This is a genomic window from Streptosporangium sandarakinum, from assembly GCF_013409935.1.
Taxonomy (GTDB): Bacteria; Actinomycetota; Actinomycetes; order Streptosporangiales; family Streptosporangiaceae; genus Streptosporangium; species Streptosporangium nondiastaticum.
Window position 1 is genome coordinate 3,360,275 of record NZ_JACCCO010000001.1, and the last position, 16,839, is coordinate 3,377,113.

19 protein-coding genes and 1 tRNA gene are annotated in these 16,839 nt (G+C 70.8%); 10 read left to right on the forward strand and 10 right to left on the reverse strand.

Translation table 11 applies throughout. The annotated features are described in order from the left end of the window. Positions 1-47: 47 nt before the first annotated feature. A complete protein-coding gene (locus HDA43_RS15090; RefSeq protein ID WP_179821156.1) occupies positions 48-497 on the reverse strand; it encodes a carboxymuconolactone decarboxylase family protein in 450 nt (149 codons plus the stop codon). An 83-nt stretch (positions 498-580) separates the two neighbouring features. Here HDA43_RS15090 and HDA43_RS15095 point away from each other — a divergent pair, with 83 nt between their 5' ends. Next, a complete protein-coding gene (locus tag HDA43_RS15095) occupies positions 581-1,459 on the forward strand; it encodes a sigma-70 family RNA polymerase sigma factor (RefSeq protein WP_179821158.1) in 879 nt (292 codons plus the stop codon). 351 nt (positions 1,460-1,810) lie between these two features. Here the strand turns inward: HDA43_RS15095 and HDA43_RS15100 are convergent, their stop codons facing one another. Further along, positions 1,811-2,251, reverse strand: a complete 441-nt coding sequence (locus HDA43_RS15100; RefSeq protein WP_179821161.1) for a PQQ-binding-like beta-propeller repeat protein — start codon at positions 2,249-2,251, stop codon at positions 1,811-1,813. 983 nt (positions 2,252-3,234) lie between these two features. On the opposite strand from HDA43_RS15100, the gene HDA43_RS36710 reads away from it, so the two are divergent. Beyond that, positions 3,235-3,561: a tyrosine-type recombinase/integrase gene (locus HDA43_RS36710; RefSeq protein ID WP_179821163.1), complete on the forward strand. Its 327-nt coding sequence runs from the start codon at positions 3,235-3,237 to the stop codon at positions 3,559-3,561. Positions 3,562-3,585: 24 nt separating this feature from the next. On the opposite strand, the gene HDA43_RS15110 is transcribed toward HDA43_RS36710, so the two are convergent. Further along, positions 3,586-3,675 (reverse strand) — tRNA-Ser (locus tag HDA43_RS15110). Between the two features lie 481 nt (positions 3,676-4,156). Continuing rightward, positions 4,157-4,717 carry a YceI family protein gene (locus HDA43_RS15115; protein ID WP_179821165.1) on the reverse strand — a complete coding sequence of 187 codons (561 nt, stop codon included), beginning with the start codon at positions 4,715-4,717 and terminating at the stop codon, positions 4,157-4,159. Positions 4,718-4,818: 101 nt separating this feature from the next. Between HDA43_RS15115 and HDA43_RS15120 the strand changes: the two genes are divergently transcribed. Continuing rightward, positions 4,819-5,295: a MarR family winged helix-turn-helix transcriptional regulator gene (locus HDA43_RS15120; RefSeq protein ID WP_312873264.1), complete on the forward strand. Its 477-nt coding sequence runs from the start codon at positions 4,819-4,821 to the stop codon at positions 5,293-5,295. A 131-nt stretch (positions 5,296-5,426) separates the two neighbouring features. Here the strand turns inward: HDA43_RS15120 and HDA43_RS15125 are convergent, their stop codons facing one another. Continuing rightward, complete coding sequence (locus tag HDA43_RS15125) at positions 5,427-6,026, reverse strand: SigE family RNA polymerase sigma factor (protein WP_179821167.1); 600 nt, start codon at positions 6,024-6,026, stop codon at positions 5,427-5,429. 205 nt (positions 6,027-6,231) lie between these two features. Here HDA43_RS15125 and HDA43_RS15130 point away from each other — a divergent pair, with 205 nt between their 5' ends. Together HDA43_RS15130 and HDA43_RS15135 are read left to right on the forward strand one after the other, a co-directional pair. Next, complete coding sequence (locus tag HDA43_RS15130; protein ID WP_246423993.1) at positions 6,232-7,194, forward strand: hypothetical protein; 963 nt, start codon at positions 6,232-6,234, stop codon at positions 7,192-7,194. Between the two features lie 175 nt (positions 7,195-7,369). Next, a complete protein-coding gene (locus HDA43_RS15135) occupies positions 7,370-8,224 on the forward strand; it encodes a MauE/DoxX family redox-associated membrane protein (RefSeq protein WP_179821169.1) in 855 nt (284 codons plus the stop codon). A gap of 115 nt (positions 8,225-8,339) precedes the next feature. Here the strand turns inward: HDA43_RS15135 and HDA43_RS15140 are convergent, their stop codons facing one another. After that, positions 8,340-9,521, reverse strand: a complete 1,182-nt coding sequence (locus tag HDA43_RS15140) for a DUF8462 domain-containing protein (protein WP_179821173.1) — start codon at positions 9,519-9,521, stop codon at positions 8,340-8,342. A gap of 429 nt (positions 9,522-9,950) precedes the next feature. Between HDA43_RS15140 and HDA43_RS15145 the strand changes: the two genes are divergently transcribed. Continuing rightward, complete coding sequence (locus HDA43_RS15145; RefSeq protein ID WP_179821175.1) at positions 9,951-10,784, forward strand: M15 family metallopeptidase; 834 nt, start codon at positions 9,951-9,953, stop codon at positions 10,782-10,784. 183 nt (positions 10,785-10,967) lie between these two features. Here HDA43_RS15145 and HDA43_RS15150 read toward each other — a convergent pair whose 3' ends face one another. Together HDA43_RS15150 and HDA43_RS15155 are read right to left on the reverse strand one after the other, a co-directional pair. Next, positions 10,968-11,288 carry a DMT family transporter gene (locus HDA43_RS15150; RefSeq protein WP_179821177.1) on the reverse strand — a complete coding sequence of 107 codons (321 nt, stop codon included), beginning with the start codon at positions 11,286-11,288 and terminating at the stop codon, positions 10,968-10,970. Between the two features lie 134 nt (positions 11,289-11,422). Beyond that, complete coding sequence (locus HDA43_RS15155; protein WP_179821179.1) at positions 11,423-11,764, reverse strand: DMT family transporter; 342 nt, start codon at positions 11,762-11,764, stop codon at positions 11,423-11,425. Between the two features lie 91 nt (positions 11,765-11,855). Here HDA43_RS15155 and HDA43_RS15160 point away from each other — a divergent pair, with 91 nt between their 5' ends. Together HDA43_RS15160 and HDA43_RS15165 are read left to right on the forward strand one after the other, a co-directional pair. After that, positions 11,856-12,278, forward strand: a complete 423-nt coding sequence (locus tag HDA43_RS15160; RefSeq protein WP_246423994.1) for a MarR family winged helix-turn-helix transcriptional regulator — start codon at positions 11,856-11,858, stop codon at positions 12,276-12,278. Positions 12,279-12,415: 137 nt separating this feature from the next. Then, positions 12,416-13,279, forward strand: coding sequence for an NUDIX hydrolase (locus HDA43_RS15165; RefSeq protein ID WP_179821182.1), 864 nt, complete (start codon positions 12,416-12,418; stop codon positions 13,277-13,279). Positions 13,280-13,361: 82 nt separating this feature from the next. Here HDA43_RS15165 and HDA43_RS15170 read toward each other — a convergent pair whose 3' ends face one another. Together HDA43_RS15170 and HDA43_RS15175 are read right to left on the reverse strand one after the other, a co-directional pair. Further along, positions 13,362-14,282, reverse strand: a complete 921-nt coding sequence (locus tag HDA43_RS15170; RefSeq protein ID WP_179821184.1) for a PrsW family glutamic-type intramembrane protease — start codon at positions 14,280-14,282, stop codon at positions 13,362-13,364. 52 nt (positions 14,283-14,334) lie between these two features. Then, positions 14,335-14,916 (reverse strand): cadmium resistance transporter, encoded by a 582-nt coding sequence (locus HDA43_RS15175; protein ID WP_179821187.1) that lies wholly within the window; start codon positions 14,914-14,916, stop codon positions 14,335-14,337. A 467-nt stretch (positions 14,917-15,383) separates the two neighbouring features. Here HDA43_RS15175 and HDA43_RS15180 point away from each other — a divergent pair, with 467 nt between their 5' ends. Continuing rightward, the gene (locus HDA43_RS15180; protein WP_179821189.1) at positions 15,384-16,310 is read left to right on the forward strand and encodes a hypothetical protein; all 927 of its coding nucleotides are present in this window, start codon (positions 15,384-15,386) and stop codon (positions 16,308-16,310) included. A gap of 105 nt (positions 16,311-16,415) precedes the next feature. Next, the gene (locus HDA43_RS15185) at positions 16,416-16,838 is read left to right on the forward strand and encodes a hypothetical protein (protein WP_179821191.1); all 423 of its coding nucleotides are present in this window, start codon (positions 16,416-16,418) and stop codon (positions 16,836-16,838) included. Position 16,839: the final 1 nt, after the last annotated feature.

The window sequence follows — 16,839 nt, forward strand, 5'->3', positions numbered from 1 at the left end:
GTCTGCGCGGCTTCCTGACGGGCGCCATCGGGGGCTTCCCGGTCGGCTCACCAGGTCTTGCCGGCCTGTTCCCGGATCGTGCGGTTGATCCGGTTGAAGAAATTGGTCAGCGCGATCTCCAGGTTGATCGCGGACAGCTGCTCCTCGTCGAAGTGCGCGGCGGCGGCGTCCCAGATCTCGTCGGTCACGCCCGGCGCGCCGTCCTGGATCCGGGTGGCGGCCTCGGCCAGTGCGAGCGCCGCCCGCTCCGCCTCGGTGAAGAAGGGCGTCTCGCGCCAGGTGACCACATTGTGCAGCCGCTCGTCGGTCTCTCCGTGCTTCTTGGCCGACGCGATCCCGGCGAAGACGCACGGGCTGCAGCCGTTGATCTGGCTGATCCGCAGGTGGACCAGATCAAGCACGAGCGGGTCGACGCCACCTGCGTGAATCGCCTTGTGGAGGTGCTGGATCGCCGTCATCACGTCGGCGTTCGCCCGGCTCTTCATGCGTGCTTCCATTGGCCTTGCTCCTTCATCGGTTACCTGTGCCCGTCCGGGCCCGTCATCCCCTATGACGGAGTGGATCCGAGGGAGGTAACAACATGTCCGGCACCAACCCGGCGGACCCGGTGGACGAGGCGTTCGAGGCCCAGCGCGACCGGTTGCGCGCGGTCGCCTACCGCATGCTCGGATCGCACGCCGACGCCGAGGACGTGGTCCAGGAGGCCTGGCTGCGGCTCCGCCGGCAGGACACGGCGGCCATCCACAACCTCGCCGGCTGGCTGACCACGGTGGTCGGCCGGATCAGCCTCGACGTCCTGCGATCGCGCCAGGCCCGCCCTGAGGCGTCCTACGACGACCGGTTGCCCGAACTCGTCGTGACGGCCGACGACAGCCCCGCGCCGGAGGACGACGTGGCGCTGGCCGACTCGGTCGGGCTCGCGCTCCTGGTCGTCCTGGAGTCGCTCCGGCCGAGTGAGCGGCTGGCGTTCGTGCTGCACGACCTGTTCGCGGTGCCGTTCGACGAGATCGGCCGGATCCTCGGAAAGTCCGCCGACGCCACCAAGATGCTCGCCAGCCGCGCCCGCAGGAAGGTGCGGGGAACCGGGCGGCCGGCGGCGGCCGGGCGGGAGCAGCGCGAGGTGGTCCAGGCATTCCTGGCTGCGGCTCACCGCGGCGACTTCGAGGGGTTGCTGCGCGTGCTCGACCCCGAGGTGAGGCTGACCGTCGACACCCCCGGCGGTGTGGTCGTCGTCCTCGGCGCCACCGAGGTCGCCTCCGGCGCGCGGCTGCGTCAGCGGTCGGCCACGCGCGGACGGACGGTGCTCGTCAACGGCCTTCCCGGGATCGTGTCCTGGCTTGAGGACGGTACCCCCCTGTCGGTCATGGCGTTCACCGTCGTCGACGGCCGGATCGCCGACATCATGGTCGTGGCCGATCCGGCCAGGCTCGCGTCGATGAATCTGCCGGACCCGGAGTGAGTCACCGCCGAGACGGTCACCGCGGGCGGGCCGGTGGGGGGGACCGCAGGAGGCCGTGGCGCTGAGAGCTCCCTCACATGCGCGGAGCCGTCCTGTGGATTCGGAGCGACGGCCCCGTACGAAGCGCCGTAGCGACCACAGGAACCGGGAGGTCGGCCAGGAAGAAGGCGAGGAACGCGGGAACGTCCGCCTGACCCGTAACGCGCAAAGGCCCCTCTCGTCGATGCGACGAGAGGGGCCTTTGACCCGCGGAGGCTCGGGGATTTGAACCCCGGATGGGCTGTGGACCCGAACCGCGTCAGCAGTTCGGATCCTGCCCGTCCCGATCGGTTCCACCTGGGCCAGCGGTGCTTAGCGGTCCTTCTGGAATCGCCTGACACGGCGTGAAGCCGCAACAAGAAGTGCGGCCAGAACCGCTCCCGCGAAGATCTCCAGGGGGCCGGGTAATAGCCAGGTCGTCTTCGGCACTTCGATGGTGTACCCACCTGCGGGCTGAACTTCCTGTAGAGCGTCGACCGGTTCTCCTTCCTGGCCAGGGTTCTTCCACTCGCCATGAAAGCGTCGACCATCGGTGGTCGTGATCTCGATGCGCTGTTCCTTTTCCCGGACGGTGGCGCTCCAGATCTTGTGCCCCTGGATCTGCCCGGCGATGAACGGGAGGTCGGCCTGCTCGTGGTCATCGCGGTTGAAGAGAGCCAACCCGGCAATGAGCACGATGGCCACGGTCAGCACCAAGAACAGCGGTTTGCGTAGCCGCCGCTTCTTCGGCCTTGATGCGGACGTCTCGGTCATCTGATTCCCCTCGAAGGTCTGAAAGGCTTACGGCTGAGAAGAAAAGGGGAGTGGCGCGCCCGCGCACGCCTTCCCCTGTCCTCCCGTCTGCCTCGACCCACCGCGAAGCGGCAGCGGGCCGGCGACGGAGGGACAGGCCCGTTTTCGCGTGTGCGTGAACCGGTCGCCGTTCCTCGATCGTTGGATGCCAACGGTCACAGACGGGCTTGAGCCGCAGAGCCGGACTGCTGGGGCTTTCCTGGGTCGTGGCGGGCGGGACGATCGGGCTCCCACCTCAGCCGGCTACGGACATGGCTCACGTACGGACGATCATCCCGGAGCCGAGGCCCCCGCCGGGGGCGCGCTTTTATCTAAAGCACTTCAATGAGAAGGTTCAGTCCATGGGATGGCGAAGATCTCTTTGGGTTCGGCTCGGGTTCGTATGTGCGTTCCTCAATTGCGGCTGGCTGGGAGCCGGTCTGGTCTTTATGTACTCCGGATTTCGTGGCCCGATGCCTCAGGCTTGGGTGAATGGCGCCCTGGTGCTCATATCGCTGGCGGGAATACTCCCCATGATGGGCGCGGTCGTGCACTCCTGGCGGAGGCGGAGCGGGCGGCGCGATGAGAAGGACGTTGAACCGGCCGTGTAGCTGTCGGACCGGTCGGAAAACGGCGGTGTGGTGCTCTGATCGGCGGATTCGGTGGGTACGCCGAGTGGGGCGCACGGTGGTGTGGCCCGAACTGCCGGCGGCCGGGACCGGTCCCCAGGCCACATGCCCGGCCGCCGAGCGGGCGGAGCACCGCCCGGTGGTCGGTCGCCCTGGCTCTCGGCATACGCCAGGGCGAAGCGCTCGGCCTCCGCTGGTCCTTCGTCGATCCCGAAACGGGCGTGATCAAAGCCTGGTACCAGGCGCAGCGATCCCCTTGGTGGCACGGCTGCGACGATCCCCAGGAGTGTGGCAAGGAGTGGCACCGCTGGCCGTGCAGGCTACGGTGCAAAGCCCATGAGCACGACCCCGGCTGCCCACCGGACTGCAAGGTGTGGAAAGTGCTCCTCAAGCAGGCCGGAATCAGGGGAAGCCCGCCTTCACGACGCCCGCCACACCGCCGGAACCCTGCTCGTCGAGCGGGGCGTCCACATCCGCGTCGTGCAGGAGATTCTCGGTCACGCCCGGGTGACCATGACTGAGCGGTACACCCACATCGCCGGTTCCCAGGTGAAGGACGCGAGCGAGCGCATGGGGACTGCGCTCTGGGTGAGTCCTGGGAGCGACTGCCACCAAAACTGCAACCACGGCGCCTGTGAAGATCGAAAGAGCCCCCCTCGCTGAGATAGCGAGAGGGGCTCTGACCTGCGGAGGCTCGGGGATTTGAACCCCGGATGGGCTGTAGACCCAAACCGCATTAGCAGTGCGGCGCCATAGACCTGACTAGGCGAAGCCTCCTGGTTGCCGTGTGGCTCAGAACAGCGTACCGGCCATCAGGCAGTGCGGCAAAGCGGTTGGCGGGCGAGCCTCCGGAAAGGCTCGGGCCCGCGAAAGATCCGCGGAATGTCCGTGAAAGGGGAGTCGCCGGAATTCCGGCGGGAGGCGTGTCGACGAGGGTCGTCCACAGCTGTGGAAAACTTGATCCACAGCTGTGGACAGAAGAGCGAATTCCCAGCTCAGCGCGGTCACGGGCTTGGGGATTCGCTCGACGGGACGCGGGCTCCGGATGGCGCTCGACGGGACGCGGGCTCCGGATGGCGCTCGACGGGACGCGGGCTCCGGGAGGGTGGGCGCGGTGCGCTCCTCCTCGAAGGGCGCCGACAGACGCGGGTTCCCGGAGGGTGGGCGCGGCACGTCCCTCCTCGGAGGAAACCGACGGACACGGGTTCCCCTCCCGGGAGAAGCCTGCGGGCGGGATCGGGCGTCCCGCCCGGGCGGGTCAGGCCGGGTTGGCCTCGCCCTCGATCTCGATCTTGACCTTCCGGCCGATCAGGACGCCGCCGGTCTCCAGGGCCTGGTTCCAGGTGAGACCGAACTCCTCACGGTCGATCTCGGTCGAGATGGAGAAGCCCCACACGTCCTGACCCCACGGGTTGGTGCCGGCGCCGCCGTACTCGACGGTGAGCTCGACCTCCTTGGTGACGTCGCGGATCGTGAGGTCGCCGACGAGGGTGAACTCGTCGCCGGAGTGGCCGGCCACCCGGGTGCTGCGGAAGGTGACCTCGGGGTACTTCTCGGCCTCCAGGAAGTCGCCGCTGCGCAGGTGGCCGTCGCGGTCGGCGTTGCCGGTGTTGATGCTCGCGGCCTGGATCGTGAGCTCGGCCGACGACTCCAGGGGGTTCTCGGCGACCGTGACCTTGCCGGCGAAGTCGGTGAAGTTGCCCCGGGTCTTGCTGACCATCATGTGCTTCACGACGAAGCCGACGCGGGTGTGCGCGGCGTCGAGGGCGAAGGTGCCGGCCGCGGGGAGCTGCAGCCCTTCCCAGGTCCGAGTGCTCATGATCTACTCCCGAATGACTCTTGCTGCGCGGATGTTTGCGTCAGCATATTTGTACCGGAGGAATATTCATTGCGTCAACTACCGTCGGATACAGTGAGGGAGTGATCCCCTTTGACGACTCCCGCCTCACCGCGATGGGCCTCCTCGCCGAGGTCCACGGCGGACTGGCGGCGAAGACCCGGTCGACCTTCGCGGCGGCGGGGCTGTCGGACATCGATTTCGAGACGCTCCTCCGGCTGGCCCGCTCGCCCGGCGGACGCCTGCGCATGAGCGACCTCGCGGCCCAGACGAGCCTCTCCACCAGCGGCATGACCAGGGTCGTCGACCGGCTGGAACGTGACGGCCTGGTCGCCCGGCAGGCGTGCCCGGAGGACCGCCGGGCCTCCTACGCCGCGATCACCGACGCGGGCGCCGAACGACTCGCCACCGTCGTCCCGCGACATCTGGACGACATCGAGACCTGGTTCACCGGCCTCCTGCCCCCCGCCCGGCTCGACGCCTTCCTGGACACGCTCAGGGTCATCCGCGACGCCGTACGGCCCTGCGCCACCGCGGGCGTGGAGGACCACACCGGATAGCCGCCCCGCCGCACGGACCCCCGCCACATGGGCCTCACCGCACGGACCCCCGCCGCACGGACCCCGGCCGCACGGACCCCGGCCGCACACGCTCCGACCGTACGGCGAAGCCAACGGCGGCGCCCGCGACGTCAGGACCGCGGCCCGAACCGGCGCTGCTCGGGGATCGTGAGGTCACCGCGGAGCTTGGCCATCGCCCGCGAGACCGTGCTCTTGACCGTGCCGATGCTGACCCCCAGGGTCTCGGCGATCTCCGGTTCGGTCATGTCCTCGTAGTAGCGCAGCATGATCGCCGCACGCATCCGGGTCGGCAGCCGGTCGAGGGCCTGCTCCACCCGTTCGGGCAGCGGCGCGCGGACGCCCGCGAGGGCCGGCTCGGGGACGTCCTCCGACGGGTACTCCTCCAGCTTGCGCCGCCGCCACCAGGAGATGTTGATGTTGACCATCGCCCGCCGCACGTAGCCGTCCAGGGCGGCGCGGTCCTGGATGCGGTCCCAGGCCAGGTAGGTCTGGGCGAGGGCCGCCTGGAGCAGGTCCTCGGCGTCGCTGTGGTGGCCGGTCAGCTGACGGGCGGCGCGCAGCAGCGCGGGGCCGCGAGCAACGACGTACTCGCGGAACTCCTCGTGGTTCCCGCCGGTCACCGCGATCACCAGCCTGCGGTCAGGGTGCGTGTAGTCGCCAGAATCGCAGCCCTGGCCCCCGATCCGGCTGAACCGGAACCCATATTTCATACGGTCAACGGCAAAAATCGAGCCCGGCGGGAACTTCGGCGTACCCGTGCGCCGTACTCGGTTTCACCCCGTTACGGGAGGTAACGCATTGCATCGAGGATGGGAATTTTGCTACCTGGTCGGAGTCCTGTCGGTTCCGACGGCCGAAGACGGCGTCCGGTCACCGGCGGTCGTGTGAGGCTAGTTCCGGAGACATCACCGGAGCATGGGAGTGCCGATGCCGTACCGCAGCGTTGACCGCCGCCGGATCCTGGCGGCGGCGGCGCTTGGCCGCAGCCTCGACGAACCGGGTCCCGCCCCCGACGAGGGCGACGCCTTCCAGGCGGTCACCGGCGAACTCCTGGACGTCAGCCCGCACCTGATCCTCATCGAGACCCCCGAGGGACGCCACGAGCGGCTCGTCATCGCGCCGTGGGCGACCGCCTGGCGCGGCGAGAACGTCGCCCCGGCGGATCTGCCGCGGGGCGCCAACGTGATCATCAGGGCGTTGCGGTCCGGCCGGGTCGTGGACCGGATCTGGGCGGACATCACCCGGATCACCGGGGTGATCCGGTCCATCGGAGCCGAGAGCCGGGACCAGACCGTGGAGCTGTACTGCGGGCCGCACCGCGGACACCGCACGATCGTCGTGCCCTACGGCGCCTCCGGCCGGCTCCGCGTCCGGCACCCGAAGTTCGAGCCGGGCTATCTCTTCGACGCCATCGGCGTGCGGGAGGACGGCGTGGCCAAGGCCCGGCTGCCGGCGACCTCGCAGCCGCCCTACCGGTGGACGGCGGTGCCCAAGCCGCCGCCCGGCTACGGCGGCACGCAGTCGCGGATCTCCGGCACCGCCACCTGGTCGGACGCCTTCGACTACGCCGAGCGGGGCGCGGCCTATCCCATGCTGGAGCGTTCCGACGCCGACTGCCAGGACACCGGGGTGTCATGCACCGGGCTGCCCTACCTGGCGCTGGGCTCGACGCTCACCGTGCGCAACGTGTGCGCCGGCCGTACCTCGGCCCTGCCGCTGGCGGCGTGCGGCTGCATGGCCGGGAGATTCTGCGACCGGTGCCTGGAGTGCGGCACCTCGCCGCGCGGCCGGATCGTGGAGCTGTCGGCCACCTCCTTCGTGGAGCTCGGCGGCGACCTGACCAAGGGGTGCTTCAACGCGCGGATCGGACCGGGGTGACGCGCCGATGACATGGACACCGCCCCGGACCGGAGCGACTCCGGGCTTCGGAGGGACAGCGGGATGACGCGGACACCGACCCGGACCGGAGTGACGCCGGGCTTCGGAAGGGCAGCGGGCCTCGGAGGGACAGCGGGATGACGCGGACACCGACCCGGACCGGAGTGACGCCGTGATGACGTGGACGCTGACGATGATCGCCGTGGCGCAGCTGCCGGTGCTGTGCGTTCTGCTGGCGGCGGGCGCGCTCGCCAAGGTGTGGACGGCCAGGGGCGACGCCGAGCCGGGCGCGCTGGGCAGGCTCGGGCCGGCGGTGCTGGTGCCCGACCGCCTGCGGGCACCCGCCATGCTCGTCTGCGCGGCCGGGGAGACGGCCCTGCTGACCGGCCTGCTGGCGAGCGGGCACCCGGCGTTCCGCTGGGCGGCGGCCGGGTTCTTCGCGATGTCCACCTACGTCCTGTGGGAGCTGCGGCGGCAGCGCCCCGACGTGGGATGCGGCTGTTTCGGCGAGGTCAGCGCCGCGCCGGTGGGGCTGCGCTCGCTGGGCCGGACGACGGTGCTGACGGCCATGGCCACCGGCACCGTCTGGGCCCCGCCGGTCTCCGGGTGGTCACTGCTGACCGCCATGACGTGGCCGGACGCGCTGGCCGCGGCCGGAGGGCTGGTGGTACTGGCCGCGCTGTCTCCCGAGATCGAGGAGGCGGCGGCCCGGATCCGGCACCGTGCCCCCTGCGAGCAGCGGCCGATGCCCCCGGAGCAGGCGCTCCACCGGCTGCGGGCCAGCACGGTCTGGCGGGCCCACGAGCGGCTGCTGGCCTCCGGCGAACCGGTCGACAGCTGGCGGGAGCTGTGCTGGCGGTTCTTCGTCTATCCGGGGCGCAGCCGTACGGACGAGCCGGTGGACGTGGTCTTCGCGGTCTATCTGAGCGGACGACACCCGGCGGTGCGGGTGGCGCTGGTGGACGCCACCGGGCAGCCGGTCGACGCCGGAACTCTGACGGAATCTATCCCCGTATCGGCGCGCGGCTAGAGAACCCTAGATTTTTCTAGGGCACGGTCGATGGAGGTCTATACGGCTCTCTAGCTTCCCCACTAGAGAGCCGTATAGGGGTCTAGGACCCGCCTTCAGTATATCGAACACATGTTCAGACGGGCTGGGAACGCAGGAACTTTCCGAAGTGCGGCACGGTGAACGCGATCAGGCCGCGCTCGGCGCTGTAGATCAGGCCCTTCTTGATGAGGCTGTCGCGGGCGGGCGAGAGGCTGGACGGCTTGCGGCCCAGGCCCTCCGCGACCTCGGCCGTGGCGACCGGCTCGTCGCCGATGACGGCCATCGCGTGCATGTAGTCGCGCTCGGCGGGGGTGGCGCGTTCGTACCGGCTGCCGAAGAAGCCGACCGCGAGCTCCGCCTCCGCCTCCGGCGCGGAGACCCTGATGTCGTCGGCGGTGATCGGACTGCGCAGCGCCACGTCCCAGGCGACCTTGCCGTACGCCTGGACGAAGTAGGGGTAGCCGTCGGCCGCCTCGTAGAGGGCGTCGAGCGCCTCCTGGGTGAACTCCACCCCCTCCTCCTCGGCCGGGGCGATGAGCGCCTGGTCGGCCGCCTGACGGTCGAGCCGGTCGATCCGGGCGTAGCGGAAGAGCCGCTCGGAGTAACTCTTGCTGGCCGACAGCACGCTGGGCAGGTGCGGCAGGCCGGCGCCGACCACGATCAGCGGGCCGCCGCTCTGGGAGAGCTCGTGGCAGGCCACGCAGAGCGCCGAGACGTCCGGTGACTGGACGTCCTGCATCTCGTCGATGAACAGGGCGATGCCGACGCCCAGGTCGGTGGCGACCCCGGCGGCGTCGACGAACAGCTCGGTGAGGTCGATCTCCAGGTCACCGGAGTCGGCCCGGCCGCGGGCGGCGGGCACGTCGATCCCGGGCGACCAGTGCGAGGTGCCCTTGGCCGCGGTCGGGTCGCGCATCGCGAACGCCTTGAGCACGCCGAGGAACTCCTCGATGCGGTCGGGGGCGCGGTGCCGGGGCGCCAGCTCCCGGATCGCCAGGTGCAGGGCGGCGGCCACCGGGCGCCTGATCGACTGGTCGGGCCGGGCCTCGATCTTCCCGGTGCCCCACAGCCGCTGCATGGCCATCGACTTGAAGGTGTTGAGGAGGACGGTCTTGCCGACGCCGCGCAGGCCGGTGATGACCATGCTGCGCTCCGGGCGGCCGCGGGCCACCCGCTCCAGGACGATCTCGAACTGCTGCAGCTCACGGTCGCGCCCGGCGAGCTCTGGGGGGCGCTGCCCCGCACCGGGGGCGTAGGGATTGCGCACGGGGTCCACGCTCTCGGACTTTATGACGGGATATAGCGGCCGACGTAGATTTCCGTAGAAAGCGTTACGGCGTGTCGCGCGGCGGTGGACGGCGGGCCGCCGGATCGGGGTGCGGATCACCGGCGGCGTCGCGAGCATGGCCATGACGCACCCCTCCCACCTGGGCGAACGCCACCCGAGCGAGCGTCCGAACCCGTGTTCGATCCAGTGCCTCCGACTGTAGCGTCCCTTCGAACACAGGAACGAGGTTTTCCACGGAAAGGCTCGGCCAAGAAGTCCGGCGGCCCGCCCGTGCACCCGGAACCGGACTCCGCCACAAGCACGGCGAACTCGCCCGAAGTCCCGTGACCGGACCCCGCCACGGCGGTCGCCCGCCTCTTGTAGCAGGCTGGCTACATCGGAAACTCGCCGTCTCAACCTCTGTACGGGGGCGATCAGATGCCAACCACCCGGCCCGCCGTCCGCGCCCGGGCGACGGGCGCCATCCGAGTCCGGGCGGCCGTCGCCGTGGCCGCCGGCTGCCTTCTGGCGGCCTCGTGCGGCGTGTCCGACGCGCCGCCGCCGTCGGGTTCCCCGACGTCCGGGTCGCCGTCCACCACACCCGAGCGGGTCGCCGCGACCCCGACCCCGGCTTCGAGCGCGACCCCGGGCGAGAGCGCCCCGGCGAGCGAGAGCCCCTCGGCGAGCCCGAGCCCGACCGGCCCGCCGGAGTTCTCGGCGAAGGTCTCGAAGGTGACCCGCGACCAGCTCCCCTACTCCTGGCGGCCCGGCTGCCCGGTCCCGGTCAGTGACCTGCGGATGGTCACGATGACCCACTGGGGCTTCGACGACAAGCCGCACACCGGCAGGCTCGTGGTGAACAAGAGCGTCACGGACGACGTCGTCACGGTCTTCAAGCGCCTGTACGGCTGGCGGTGGCCGATCTACAAGATGGTGCCCGTCGACGCCTACAAGGGCGACGACTTCGCCTCGATCGACGCCGGCAACACCTCGGCCTTCAACTGCCGCGCGGCGACCGGGTCGAGCAGCTGGTCCCGGCACGCCTACGGCAAGGCCATCGACCTCAACCCGCGCGAGAACCCCTACGTGTACGCGAACGGCTCCGTGGCGCACAAGAACGCCCGCCAGTTCGCCAAGCGCCCGCTGGACAAGCCCGGGGTGATCAATCCGGGGGACAAGGTGGTCAAGGCGTTCCAGCAGCTCGGCTGGGAGTGGGGCGGCTACTGGAGCGGCCCCAAGGACCTCCAGCACTTCAGCAAGGGCGGCGGCTGAGACGGCGCTCCGGCATCGGGACCGTCACCGCGAGGGATCCCGGCGCCCGCGTTCCGGGGTTCTCGCCACCGTTTCCAGGTCCCCGCCGCCGGTCCGAGGTCCCTGCCGCCATCCTGGGGACCCCGCCGCGGGACACGGTGACGTCCCACGCCCCGGACGCGGGACGCGGGACGCGGTCGCCTCTCACGCCCCGGCCGCGATCCTGAGCAGGATGACGCCGCCGATGATGGCGGCGAACGAGACGAGCTTGGCCGGCGTGATCTTCTCCTTGTAGATGAGGGCGCCGAGGATGACGGTGCCGATCGAGCCGATGCCGGTCCAGATCGTGTATCCCACGCTCACGTCGAGGGTCCGGAGCGCGAGGCTGAGGGTGAAGATGCCGCCGGCCGCGGACAGCAGGGTGAAGACCGAGGGCCACAGGCGGGTGAAACCCCGCGTGGCGTTGGTGCCGAGCGCGAAACCGATCTCGAAGACGATTGCGACGGACAGATGGATCCAGGCCACGGTGATGCTCCTTGCACGGGCTTGAGGGCCGTTGAGGGGTGAGGGAAGTGCCGGAGGAGGCTTGATGGGATTCGGGGGTGGAATTCGAAGACGGAAGACCCAGGGAATGGAATCCGGAAGGCGGAAAGGGCCGCTCAGGCGGCGGGCCGGGCCGGAGACAGGCGGTCGGCCAGCTTCAGGCCGAGCACCCCGCCGATGATGAGGACGAACGCCAGCGCCTTCCAGATGCTGACCGGCTCGTCGAAGATCAGGGTGCCGAAGACGACGGTGCCGACCGAGCCGATGCCGGTCCAGACGGTGTAGCCCACGCCCACGTCCAGGGTCTTGAGGGCCAGGCTGAGGAAGAAGATCCCGCCCGCCGCCGCGGCGGCGGTCAGCAGTGACGGTCCCAGTTGGGTGAAGCCCTCGGTGGCGTTGGTCGCCAGTGCGAAGACCACCTCGAAGACGGCCGCGACGAGCAGGTAGATCCAGGCCATGCCGTACTCACTCCTTCATTCATTTGTTTGTGCATGCATATTCTGTGCATACATGTAGGGTGAGCGTCAACACCGAGGAGGGAGCCGCCCCATGATGATCGACGACGACATGTGGATCGGAGTGGTGCGGCTGCACGCGCGGGTGGAGCACGAGCTGTCCGTCGCGCTCCAGCGCCACGGGCTCGGCCTGTCCGAGTACCGGGCGCTGTGCCACCTGTCCACCGCGCACGACGGCGAGCTGCGCATGCAGGAGCTGGCGGACCTGCTCGGGTTGAACCAGAGCTCGGTCACCCGGCTCGTCGGGCGGCTGGAGGCCGTCGGATTCACCCGGCGCAGCCTGTGCGCCAAGGACAGGCGCGGGGTCTACACGGTGATCACCGAGGAGGGCCGGTCGCGCAAGGAGGCGGCGAGCGGCACGTACGTGGAGACGCTGACCGCCGCCCTCGACCGGGCCTCCGCCGACGGGCTCGGCCTCACGGTCGCCGCCCTGCGCGACACCGTACAACCCGCGTGACGCCGCGCGTGGCCGTACGGCCCGCGTGACACCGCCGGGCCCGCACGGCCCGCACGGTCTGACATGTCCCGGGTGACCCCGCGCCGGTCCCGGACCGGCGCGGTGAGCACCCCCTCGCCTGGGGCATCATGGGAGCCATGGCTGCTGGTGACGGCGACGGGTGGGCCCGATGCGACCTCGGCCACCGTCACTGGGGCCTGCACCACGCGGCCGGCCTGCTCGCCGTCCATCACGACGATGACGGGACGCCCCGGATCCTGATGCAGAAGCGCGCCGCGTGGAGCCACCAGGGCGGCACCTGGGCGCTGCCCGGCGGCGCCCTCGACAGCCACGAGGATCCCGTCCGGGGCGCGCTCCGCGAGGCTCGCGAGGAGGCCGGGCTGAACGGCGACGACCTCCGCGTCCAGGGCATATACCTCGACGACCACGGCGCCTGGTCCTTCGCGACCGTCATCGCCGAGGCCGCCGGACTGCTGGAGGCGTTCCCCGCCAACCGCGAGAGCGTCGCGCTGCGCTGGTTCACCCCCGAGACGATCCCCTCCGGAAACCTGCATCCCGGCTTCGCCGCGACCTGGCCCGTGATCAGCCTGGCGCTCGCCCCGCTCACGGTCGTCCTCGACGTCGCCAACATCGTCGGCGCCCGCGCCGAGCACGGCTGGTGGAGGGACCGCGCCGGGGCCGCCGCCAGGCTGGTCTCGGAGGTCGCCGCGCTCGGCACGTGCGGTGTGCGGGACGTGCCCGCGCCCCTGCCGGCCCTGGAACGATGGTTCCCCCGCTTCACCATGGTCGTCGAGGGGGCCGCCCGCGGCGTCGCGCCCGTTCCCGGGGTCTCGGTCGTCGCCGCCCCGGGGAGCGGCGACGACGCCGTCGTGCGGGCCGTACGGGAGGTTCCCGGCTGGCAGCGCGTCCTGGTCGTCACCGCCGATCGGGGGCTGCGCGAGCGCGTCACCGCGGAGGGCGCCCTGGTCGCGGGCCCCCGGTGGCTGCTGTCCCAGCTCTGAACAGGCTCTGAGCCGGCACGGCGCGGCCGGACACGCCGATGCCCCGACCGGCGTACGGCGCGGCCGGACGCCGGTGGCGTGGTCAGGCGGGCCGGCCCGGTGGCGCCCCGGCCGGAGGCTGCAGGCCGGGCGGCGCCGTGATCCGTACGGCGAACTCCCCGGCCGGAGGCCGCAGACCCGGAGGCGTCGCGATCCGTACGGCGAGCGCCGCGGCACCGCCCGGCACCCGCGGGGACAGATCGCCGGTGGCCTGGTGGAACAGCCAGTAGCTCACCGCCGCCACGACCGGGAAGAGCAGCCGGACGGGCGCCGGGACGTCGAGGACGAGCAGGCCGTCGTTGATCGAGTGCAGCGTCGCGGCGACCGTGAACGCGCAGGCGATGGTGACCGTGAAGACGACCCGCCCCGCGAGGTGCCAGACCTCGAAGGCGATCGCGCACACCATCCCGGTCCAGACGAGGTGCCCGAAGGGGGTGGTGAGCCCGCGGGTGAACAGCACCACGCCCGCCCCGACGGCGCTGTCCTTGTCGACGTTCTTCCAGGCGTAGGACATGGACTCCATGACGGCGAAGCCGGTCGCGCACGACAGGCCCAGCGCCACCCCGGCCGCCTTGGTGAGGTGGCGGCCGGTGAGTGCGAGCGCGAGGATCGGGACGAGCTTGGCCGGCTCCTCGATCCAGCCGACCCGCAGGATGTCCAGGCTCGCGCCGTCGGGGATCAGAAGGGAGTCGAAGTATCCGCCGAGCAGCAGGGCGACGCCTCCCCCGAACAGGAACATTCCCACCAGCGTGACTCCCGGGACGCTGGTGCCGATTCCGGTCCGGTCGTGGACGGCGACGAGAAGGGCCATCGGTCCCGCGGCGGCGCCGTAGAAAAAGGCGGCGGGCCTGACCGCGTGGTTGCCGACCGCTTCCATCATGATGATGAGCGCGGCCGACAGGGCCGTCATGGCGAGCCATGCCTTGAACCAACGGTGCCGGTAGAACCGCAAATGCTGTCGCATGTGAAGTAATTCCCCGAGGGGAATGTCCTAAATTCGGATGGTTAGTCCATTTTTAGGGAATCATGGACTGCGCCACGATGACCGCGCCGATCACCATGAAGACCACCGGCACGAGCCACCTGCCCGACCGCTCCACCAGGGCGATGACCCTCCGGTGCGACCCGAGCCACGACGCCGCCGCGCACCAGACCGCCACCAGGGCCGCGAACACGGCGGCGGTGACGGCGACGGCGCCCGGTCCGATCGTCCGGAACAGCGGGGTGTAGACCGAGATGTTGTCGGCGCCGTTGGCGATGGTCACCCCGGCGACCGCGAACGGGCCGGAGGCGACCGGTTCGGGGCCGCCGTCGTCACCGCCCTTCCTGAGCAGCCCGGCGAGTCCCCAGACCCCCATGCCGAACGGCACCAGCCCGAGCAGCCCCGCCCACCGGTCGGGCACCGCGGCGAGGCCGAGCGCCGCCACCGCGGAGACCGCGACCAGCGCGGCGATGCCGGCGTACTGGCCCGCGACGATGTGCCGGGGGCGGAGCGCGCCACCCGCCCGGGACGTCAGGAACAGCACCGTCAGGATGACGATGTCGTCGATGTTGGTCCCCGCGAAGACGGCCGCGGCCGTACCGATCGTCTCACCCACCGGCGCATTATCCGGCCCCCGCGCTCCGCGCACCGACCTGTTCGCCGGTTTCCGCCAGGTTTCCGGGACGGATGACCGGAACGGGAGGGCGTTCCCCGGGCAGGCGCCGGCTCAGGGATCTCCGCGGTGACCGAGGGCATCGGCGGTGGCGTTCCCCGGGCAGGCGCCGGCTCAGGGATCTCCGCGGTGACCGAGGGCATCGGCGGTGGCGTTCCCCGGGCAGGCGCCGGCTCAGGGATCTCCGCGGTGACCGAGGGCATCGGCGGTGGCGTTCCCCGGGCAGGTGCCGGCTCCGGATGGAGCCGGCACCTGATGGAGCCGGCGGGACGGGACGGGACGGGACGGGATCGGGGCCGGCGGACCCGGCACGGTGACGGGAAGGAACCGGTGAGCGCCCATGGTCAGCCGCGGGCGCCGGGCGTTACGATCGCGTCCGTCCGCTTTCCCCGCCCCTCCGGAGACCTCACGTGGGCTACCCGCCGCGGTACGGCCGGCCCTCGGACGAGACGGCCCGGGGACTGGCGGTGATCGCGCTCCTGGCGGTCGGCCTGGTCATCGGCGCCGTCGTCACCATGGTGACGGTGCTCGACCCGCCCGCCCCGATGCGGAGCGCCTCGGCCACCGCCGGGGCCGCGCACTCCGAGGAGGAGGTCCGCCGGAGCGTCCAGCCCGTTCTCGACGCCTACTCCAGCGGCTCCTACGGCGACTTCTGGGACCTGTGGAGCACCGACGCCAAGGGGCTGATCGGACGCGAGGACTACATCCGGCTGTTCCGGCTGTGCCCGCAGCCCACGGACGGCGCCACGTCCACCGGCGCCCCGCCCGCCGATCCCTCCGCCGATCCCGCGTCCACCGGCCTGCCGTCCGGCGGCGCCGCGTTCACCATCGACTCCGTCACGGTCCACGGCGACGACGCCACGGTCCAGGCGATCCGGTCCGGCACCGCGACGGGCTTCGGGTTCCGCTTCGAGGAGGGCTCGTGGCGGTACGCGCCGTCACCGGAGGAGCGGGAGGAGTACCGGACGAAGACGGCCGACCAGATCGCGCTGGAACGGCGGGGCGCGGGGCTGTGCGGCGCCACCGTACCGGACCCGGCGGATCCGGCGAACCCCTCCCCGGGCCCCGTACCCGGCTCCTCCCCGGACCCGGCGGACCCTTCTTCCGCACCTTCCTCGAACGGCCCCTCCCCGGGTCCGGCGGATCCGTCCGAGGGGCGGACCGGCCCGACCTCGGACCCGGCCGCGTCCACCCCGGCGTCCGGCGCCACCCCGGACGTCTTCACGCCGGCGCCCGACCCTTCTTCGCCACCGTCGGGCTCCGTTCGGGACCCGGAGCGGGATCCGGCCGCGCCGTCATCCGATCCCGCCTCCGCGCCGCCCGCGCAGGAGTCCTGACGCCCTGCCGGGGCGTCCGGCTCCGCCCTTTTTGTTCCGGTGGCCGGCCAACGGGCTGGAAGGAGGGTGCTGCCATCAGGAGATTTCACAGCTAATGTCAGATGTATGGCCCATCCCCTACCGGACTGGCGAAACGGCAAAAGCCCCGATACGCCAAAACCCGACGACCAGGATGTAACCATGCAGGAGTCGCAGCCCGTTCCCCTGTGGCTGGCACATCTTCACCACAGAAAGGTGCAACAAAGAGTAATTCCCCCAGACCCCGACACCTCTATCACGATAGAGCTGGATAAAGCAGCCTATGAGGCGCTTTCTCATAAAGCACGAGCGACCGGCAGCAGGATCTCGGACGTGGTCAACGCCGCCCTGCAGCGCGAGATCGGCAACAAGCCGCAGGTGATCACGCTGATGCAGCGCTGGAACCTCCACCGCGATGACCTCGACCGGGCCGCCGACGCCCTCGATGTCGAGCAGCTGACCGAGACCGAGTGGGGACAGATCGGTATCCGGCGAGTACGGAGGAGCTGAT

Coding starts and splice junctions, on each gene's coding strand:
- HDA43_RS15125 (WP_179821167.1), bottom strand. CDS start 6,026: ATGAAATATGGGTTCCGGTTCAGCCGGATCGGGGGCCAGGGCTGCGAT.
- HDA43_RS15115 (WP_179821165.1), bottom strand. CDS start 4,717: ATGAGCACTCGGACCTGGGAAGGGCTGCAGCTCCCCGCGGCCGGCACC.
- HDA43_RS15185 (WP_179821191.1), top strand. CDS start 16,416: ATGGCCCATCCCCTACCGGACTGGCGAAACGGCAAAAGCCCCGATACG.
- HDA43_RS15155 (WP_179821179.1), bottom strand. CDS start 11,764: ATGGCCTGGATCTACCTGCTCGTCGCGGCCGTCTTCGAGGTGGTCTTC.
- HDA43_RS15095 (WP_179821158.1), top strand. CDS start 581: ATGTCCGGCACCAACCCGGCGGACCCGGTGGACGAGGCGTTCGAGGCC.
- HDA43_RS15170 (WP_179821184.1), bottom strand. CDS start 14,282: ATGCGACAGCATTTGCGGTTCTACCGGCACCGTTGGTTCAAGGCATGG.
- HDA43_RS15100 (WP_179821161.1), bottom strand. CDS start 2,251: ATGACCGAGACGTCCGCATCAAGGCCGAAGAAGCGGCGGCTACGCAAA.
- HDA43_RS36710 (WP_179821163.1), top strand. CDS start 3,235: ATGAGCACGACCCCGGCTGCCCACCGGACTGCAAGGTGTGGAAAGTGC.
- HDA43_RS15145 (WP_179821175.1), top strand. CDS start 9,951: ATGCCAACCACCCGGCCCGCCGTCCGCGCCCGGGCGACGGGCGCCATC.
- HDA43_RS15160 (WP_246423994.1), top strand. CDS start 11,856: ATGATGATCGACGACGACATGTGGATCGGAGTGGTGCGGCTGCACGCG.
- HDA43_RS15130 (WP_246423993.1), top strand. CDS start 6,232: ATGGGAGTGCCGATGCCGTACCGCAGCGTTGACCGCCGCCGGATCCTG.
- HDA43_RS15090 (WP_179821156.1), bottom strand. CDS start 497: ATGGAAGCACGCATGAAGAGCCGGGCGAACGCCGACGTGATGACGGCG.
- HDA43_RS15165 (WP_179821182.1), top strand. CDS start 12,416: ATGGCTGCTGGTGACGGCGACGGGTGGGCCCGATGCGACCTCGGCCAC.
- HDA43_RS15135 (WP_179821169.1), top strand. CDS start 7,370: ATGACGTGGACGCTGACGATGATCGCCGTGGCGCAGCTGCCGGTGCTG.